Source organism: Streptomyces sp. ADI95-17, from assembly GCF_003846175.1.
In the GTDB taxonomy this organism is placed as follows: Bacteria; Actinomycetota; Actinomycetes; order Streptomycetales; family Streptomycetaceae; genus Streptomyces; species Streptomyces sanglieri.
In genome coordinates this window covers 58,148-64,887 of record NZ_ML123053.1, presented here as the reverse complement: position 1 = coordinate 64,887, position 6,740 = coordinate 58,148, and the positions used below count along the sequence as shown (strand labels likewise).

Genomic DNA, 6,740 nt, shown 5'->3' with positions numbered 1-6,740 from the left:
GGCTGAACTTCGTCCTGCCCGTGGCGAGCGAGTGTCCGAGGTCGGCGATCCCGATCTCCGGATGGTGCGCCATGTGTGCGTGCAGGCGGCGGAGTTGGTCCTCAAGGGCCTGTTCCGTGCGGGCGGACACTACGACCGGGAACGGCACGCCGTCCAGTGGTGCCCTGCGGTCCGTGTCCTGCTGCTCGCCCTCCTGCTGCTCGCCCTCCTGCTGCTCGCCCTCCTGCTGCTCACCCTCCGTCCGGTCCGCCGCGGGCCCCTGCTCCTCCGGCGGTGCCTGCTCGATGATGGCGTGCGCGTTGGTGCCGCTGACGCCGAAGGAGGAGATGCCGCCGCGACGCGGCTGGCCGGTCGCCGGCCAGGGCGTGGGGTCGGTCACCAGGGCCATGCTCCCGTCGGACCAGTCGATGTGCGTCGTGGGTTTCTCGACGTGCAGGGTGGGCGGCAGCGTGCCGCGCTGCACGGCCATGACCATCTTGATCAGTCCCGCCGCTCCCGCGGCGGCCTGGGTGTGACCGATGTTCGACTTCACCGAGCCGAGCCACACCGGGCGGCCCGCGGGACGGTCCTTGCCGTACGTGGCGGCCAGCGCCTGCACCTCGATCGGGTCGCCCAGCGTCGTCCCCGTGCCGTGCGCCTCGACGAGGTCGACCTGGGCCGGGGACAGGCGCGCGTCGGCCAGGGCCTGGCGGATGACGCGCTGCTGTGCGGGTCCGTTGGGGGCGGTGAGGCCGTTGCTCGCGCCGTCCTGGTTGATCGCCGTGCCGCGGACGACGGCCAGCACCTGATGCCCGTTGCGCCGTGCGTCGGAGAGCCGCTCGACGAGGAACATGCCGATGCCCTCGCCCCAGCCCGTGCCGTCCGCGTCGGCGGAGAACGCCTTGCAGCGGCCGCTGCTCGACAGTCCGCGCTGCCGGCTGAACTCGGTGAACGCGCCGGGGCTCGACATCAGGGTGACCCCGCCGGCCAGTGCCATGGAGCACTCGTTCCTGCGCAGCGACTGGCAGGCCATGTGCAGTGCCACGAGCGACGAGGAGCAGGCCGTGTCGACGGTGACGGCGGGGCCGTTGAAGCCGAAGGTGTAGGCGACCCGGCCGGAGGCGACGCTGCTGGTGTTGCCGACGCCGAGGTAGATCTCGGTGCCCTCCGGCGGGACGAACACCGTGCTGCCGTACCCCTGGTAGGAGGTGCCGACGAACACGCCGGTCTGGCTTCCGCGCAGGGTCGACATGTCGATGCCGGCCCGCTCCACGGCCTCCCACGACGCTTCCAGGACGAGCCGCTGCTGCGGGTCCATCGCCAGCGCCTCGCGCGGCGAGATCCCGAAGAACTCGGGGTCGAAGTCCGGGATGTCGTAGACGAATCCGCCTTCGAGCGTGTAGCTGCGGGCGGGCTCGTCGGGGTCCCGGAAGAACAGCCCCTCGAAGTCCCAGCCGCGGTCCTCGGGGAACGGGGAGAGCGCGTCGACCTTCGACATCATGATCTGCCACAGGTCTTCGGGGGTCCGCACGCCGCCCGGGAAGCGGCAGCTCATCGCGGTGATCGCGATGGGCTCGCTGTCCTTGGTCTCGGCGGCGTGCAGCCGGCCTCGGGTCTCCTGCAGGTCGGCGGTAACCCGCCGCAGGAAATAGCGGAGCTTGTCGTTGTCGGTCATGGCCTGGGTCCCCCCTCGGAGCGGTTCGGTCGGGTGTTGCGGTGTGTTCACGAGATGCCGAACTCCTTGCCGAGGAAATCGAAGATCTCTTCGTCGCTCACGGTGTCCAGGTCCTTGGGCGCGGCGGCCGGTTCCGCGGCGACCCGGACATCGCCCCACTTCGCGAGCATGTCGTTGAGCCGCAGGGTGATCCGTGTGCGCTGCTCGTCGTCGGAGCCGACGGCCGCGAGCAGGTTCTCCAGGCGGTCGATGCCCGCGAGCACCGGTGCGTCGGAGGCGCCCGCCGCGTCCGGGACGACCTCGGACCGCAGGTACGCGGCCAGTTCGACCGGGGTCGGGTAGTCGAAGACGAGCGTCGCGGGGAGTCGGAGACCGGAGGCCGCGTTGAGCCGGTTGCGCATGTCGACGGCGATGAGCGAGTCGAAGCCCAGCTTCTTGAAGGCCATGTCCGGTTCGACGGCCGACGCCGACGCGTGGCCGAGCACGGCCGCGGCGTGGGTGCGGACCAGGTCGAGCACCACGCGGTCGCGGTCGTCCTCGGAGAGACCGGCCAGGCGCTGTGCCAGGCCGACTCCGCCGGTGCCGGTGGCGTCGTCGCCCGCGGCGGCGCGCGGTGCCGCGGCACGGACCAGCTTCCGCATCAGCGGCGGCAGCGTGCCGGCCGTCGCCTGGGCGCGCAGGGCCGTGAGGTCCAGGCGTACGGGCAGCAGCAGCGGTTCGCCGGCCGCCGTGCCGAGGTCGAACAGGGTGAGGCCCGCCTCGGTGCTGAGGCCGGTGACCCCGCCGCCGCTCATGCGGAGCACCTCCGTGTCACTGAGATGTCCGGTCATGCCGCTGGCCTGCGCCCAGAACCCCCAGGCGAGGGTGGTGGCCGGGAGTCCGGCCGCGCGGCGGTGGTGGGCGAGCGCGTCCTGGAAGGCGTTGGCCGCGGCGTAGTTGCCCTGGCCGGAGCTGCCGAGGGTGCCCGCGGCCGAGGAGAACATCACGAACGCCTTCAGCGCGCTGTCCCGCGTCAGCTCGTGCAGGTGCACGGCGGCGTCGACCTTGGGGCGCAGCACCGCGTCGAGGCGTTCGTCGGTGAGCGAGGTGATGACACCGTCGTCGAGTACGCCGGCGGCGTGCACCACCGCGGTCAGCGGGTGTGCGTCGTCGATGTCGTCGAGGACGCACGCCAGTTGGTCCCTGTCCGCCGTGTCGCAGGCGACGGCGTGCGCGTGGGCGCCCGCGTCGCGCAGTTCGGCGAGCAGTTCGGCGGCGCCGTCGGCGGTGGCGCCCTGCCTGCTGAGGAGCAGCAGGTGGCGTACGCCGTGCCGGTCGACGAGGTGGCGGGCGAGGGAGCTGCCCAGGGTGCCGGTGCCACCGGTGATGAGTACGGTGCCCCGGTCGTCGAAGGCGGTGTCGGGCGCGGGGTCGGCTGCCGGTCCGGTGCGGACCAGGCGGGGCACCAGCACGGTGCCTTCGCGCAGGGCGAACTGCGGCTCGGGCAGGGTGAGCGCCGCGGGCAGGGCCTGCCACGAGGCCTCGCTGTCGTCGGCGTCCACCAGGACGAACTGGTCGGGGTGTTCGGCCTGCGCCGAGCGGACGAGACCCCAGGCCGGCGCGGCGGTCAGGCCGTCGACGGTCTCGCCCGCGACGGTGGCCACCGCGCCCGAGGTGCGGATCACCAGCCGTGCGGCGGTGAGGCGTTCGTCGGCCAGCCAGTGCTGGAGCAGGGCGAGCGTGGCGCGGGCGACCGTGTGCGCGTCCTGCGCCATGTCTCCCGTCGCGTCACCTGTCCCGGCACCCGTCGCGTCCGTCGCGGCGTCGCCTGTGGTGAGGGCGCCGACGGTGACGACCACGGTGTCGGGCAGCGGGGCGCCCTTCTCGACCTCCGTGAGGAGTGCGGGCAGGCCCGGGTGGGTGTCCGTGCGCACGCCCGCCGCGGTGAGGGGCGCGGGGTCGGCGCCCAGGACCGCCCAGTGCAGGCCCGTGGGCACGGCGGCCGCGGGGGCCTCGGCCCACTCCAGCTGGAACAGCGAGTCGTGGTCGCCGTGTCCCGCGGTCTTGAGCTGCCGGGGGTCGACGGGCCGCATGTCCAGGGAGTCGACCGTCGCCACGGGGGCGCCTGTGCCGTCGGCCACCTGGAAGGCGATGCCGTTGGCGCCGCTCGGGGAGAGCCGCACGCGCAGCACCGACGCCCCGGTCGCGTACACGCGCACACCGCGCCACGCGAACGGCAGCCGCGGCTTGCCCGCGTCCTCGCCGCGTCCCTGGCCCGGGCCGAAGGTGCCAAGACCCATCGCCTGCAGGGCGGCGTCGAACAGTGCCGGGTGCAGTCCGAAGTCGGCGGCTTCGGCGCGGCCGTCCTCGGGCAGGGCCACCTCGGCATAGATGTCCTCGCCCGACTGCCAGGCGGAGCGCAGGCCCTGGAACATCGGGCCGTAGCCGAAGCCGAGGAGCGCGGCCTGTTCGTAGACGCCTTCGAGTTCCAGCGCGGTGGCCGCGGGGGGCGGCCAGGCCGCGAAGTCGAAACCAGGGGCCGGCGCGCCGTCGCGGACGGCGAGCACACCGGTGGCGTGCCGCAGCCAGGGGCGTTCACCGGGGCCTTCCGCGGCGAATTCGGCGGGGCGGGAGTGGACGGTCAGCGGACGGTGCCCGGTGCCGTCCGGCGCCCCCACCACGAGCTGCACCTGGATGGCGCCCCGTTCGGGCAGCACCAGCGGTGCCTCCAGGGTGAGTTCCTCCACGAGGTCGCAGCCGACCTGCTCGGCCGCGCGCAGGGCCATCTCCACGAAGCCGGTGCCCGGCAGCAGGATGGTCTCCATGACGACGTGGTCGGCGGTCCACCGCTGCGTCTGCGCCGACAGCTGTCCGGTGAACAGATGGCTGTCCGTGTCGGCGAGCGTCACCGCGGCGGCGAGCATCGGGTGGTCGGTCGCGCCGAGCCCGATGGAGGCCGCGTCGCCCGGGCCGCCGGTCCTGATGGGCAGCCAGTAGCGGCGGTTCTGGAAGGCGTACGTGGGCAGGTCGGCCCGCCGTGCGTCGCGTCCGGCGAACAGTGCCGTCCAGTCGAGGCCGGCCCCGTGGACGTACGCGGTGGTCAGCGAAGTGAGGAACCGTGCGGGGCCTCCCTCTTCCCGGCGCAGCGAACCGAGCACGGCGCCGTTCGCCTGTGCGTCGTCCAAGGTCTCCTGGAGTCCGACGGCCAGGACGGGGTGGGGGCTGATCTCGACGAAGACGGAGTGGCCGGTGCGGAGCAGTCCGCGGGTGGCCTCTTCGAGCCGGACGGTCCGGCGGAGGTTGCGGTACCAGTACTCGGCGTCCATGACCGTGGTGTCCAGGAGTTCACCGGTCACCGTGGAGTGCAGCGGCACGTCCGAGGCGCGAGGGGTGATGCCGGACAGGACCTCGCCGAGCCGCTCGTGGATCCGCTCCACGTGGGCGCTGTGCGAGGCGTAGTCGACGTCGATCCGCTTGGCCCGTACGCCCTCGGCGGTGCAGGTGGCGAGCAGCTCGTCCAGTGCGTCGGTGTCGCCGGAGACCACGACGGACGAGGGTCCGTTGACGGCCGCGACGGAGAGCCTGCCGTCCCAGCGGGCGATCCGTTCCCGCACCCGGTCGACCGGTTCCGGCACCGATGCCATGCCGCCGAGGCCGGAGAGTTCCAGGATCGCCTTGCTGCGCAGTGCCACCACGCGGGCGGCGTCGTCCAGGGACAGCGCGCCGGCGACGCAGGCGGCGGCGATCTCGCCCTGCGAGTGGCCGACGACGGCGGCGGGTTCGACGCCGCCCGCCCGCCACAGCTCGGCGAGCGACACCATCACCGCCCACAGCGCGGGCTGTACGACGTCGACCCGGTCGAAGCCCGGTGCGCCGGGCTCGCCGCGCAGCACGTCGAGCAGCGACCAGTCGGTGTACGCCGAAAGGGCCGTCGCGCACTCACGCAGCCGCTCGGCGAACACCGGTGAGGAGTCGAGGAGTTCGAGCCCCATGCCCGCCCACTGGGCGCCCTGGCCGGGGAAGGCGAAGACGACCTTGGGCGGTTCGGCGGGGGCGCTGCCCTGGACCAGTCCGGGGGCTCCGGTGCCGTCCGCGAGGGCGGCGAGCCCGTGCAGCAGCTCGTCCCGGTCGCCGGCGACGAGGGCGGCCCGGTGGGCGAGCCTGGCGCGGCCGGTGGCCAGCGACCAGCCGATGTCGGCGAGGGCCGCGTCCTCGTGGGCCAGCAGGTGCGAGCGGAGCCGGGCGGCCTGCTCGCGCAGGGCGTCCGCGGAACCCCCGGACAGCACGAACGGCAGCGCGGGCGTGCCGATGAGGGGCTCGTCGGCGGCCGCGGCCGGTGCGTCCGCCGCCGGGCCGGCGGCGGGCTCCGTGCCCTCGTCGTCGCCCTGTTCGAGGACGACGTGCGCGTTGGTGCCGCTGATGCCGAAGGAGGACACGGCCGCGCGGCGCGGCCTGCCGGTCGCGGGCCACGGCACGGCTTCCTGGAGCAGCGACACCGCGCCGGCCGTCCAGTCGACGTGGGAGGTGGGCTCGTCCAGGTGGAGGCTGCGCGGCGCCGTTCCGTGCCGCATCGCCATGACCATCTTGATGATCCCGGTGACGCCCGCGGCCGCCTGGGCGTGGCCGATGTTGGACTTGATGGAGCCGAGCAGCAGCGGCCGGTCGGCGGGGCGGTCCTGGCCGTAGGTGGCGAGGACGGCCTGGGCCTCGATGGGGTCGCCGAGCTTGGTGCCGGTGCCGTGCGCCTCGACGACATCGACGTCCGCGGTGCCGAGCCCCGCGTTGGCCAGGGCCTGGCGGATGACGCGCTGCTGGGAGGGGCCGTTGGGCGCGGTCAGGCCGTTGCTCGCACCGTCCTGGTTGATCGCCGAGCCGCGGAGCACCGCGAGCACCGGGTGGCCGTTGGCGCGGGCGTCGGACAGCCGCTCGACGAGCAGCACGCCGACGCCCTCGCTCCAGCCGGTGCCGTCGGCGGACTCGGCGAAGGCACGGCAGCGCCCGTCCGAGGCGAAGCCGCCCTGCCCGCTGAGCCCGGCGAAGCCGGCCGGGGTGGCCATGACCATGACGCCGCCGGCCAGTGCCAGCGAGCACTCGTCCTGCCGCAGCG

At 73.9% G+C, this 6,740-nt stretch carries 2 protein-coding genes; both read right to left on the bottom strand.

Annotation, left to right across the window (positions count from 1 at the left end; translation table 11 throughout):
- Positions 1–1,654 (bottom strand): type I polyketide synthase (locus EES42_RS39515; RefSeq protein WP_206433814.1); only part of this gene is annotated, 1,654 nt, incomplete at its 3' end.
- Positions 1,655–1,701: 47 nt separating this feature from the next.
- The coding region (locus tag EES42_RS39510) for a type I polyketide synthase (protein ID WP_164495502.1) at positions 1,702–6,740 on the bottom strand (5,039 nt) is incomplete at its 5' end.